Origin of the sequence: Pseudoalteromonas sp. SG45-5, assembly GCF_014164085.1 — a bacterium.
Classification (GTDB): domain Bacteria; phylum Pseudomonadota; class Gammaproteobacteria; order Enterobacterales; family Alteromonadaceae; genus Pseudoalteromonas; species Pseudoalteromonas aliena.
In genome coordinates this window covers 1-263 of sequence record NZ_JACJEM010000196.1, presented here as the reverse complement: position 1 = coordinate 263, position 263 = coordinate 1, and the positions used below count along the sequence as shown (strand labels likewise).

Sequence of the window (263 nt, the reverse complement as noted above, 5' to 3'; positions counted from 1 at the left end):
ATATGGGAGCAGTACAACTATACTGTATATAAAAACAGCACTATTATTGGTGGTAATATGAAAACACGTTCTCCATTTTTAAATTATATAGCCGATTATATGTTGGTACGTCAGTATTCATTACGCACCGTAGATACCTACCTAAGATGGATTGCATCTTATATCCATTTTCATAATAAACGCCATCCTGCCTCAATGGGGGACAATGAAGTCGAACGCTACTTAGAACATTTAGTGTTAAAGCAAAACGTTGCACCACGTAC

At 36.5% G+C, this 263-nt stretch carries 1 protein-coding gene; it reads left to right on the top strand.

Annotated features, from left to right (window positions below; translation table 11 throughout):
• Positions 1-57 precede the first annotated feature (57 nt).
• Positions 58-263, top strand: a 206-nt coding sequence (locus tag H5119_RS20275) for a site-specific integrase (RefSeq protein WP_182703496.1), incomplete at its 3' end; no start/stop codon positions are given.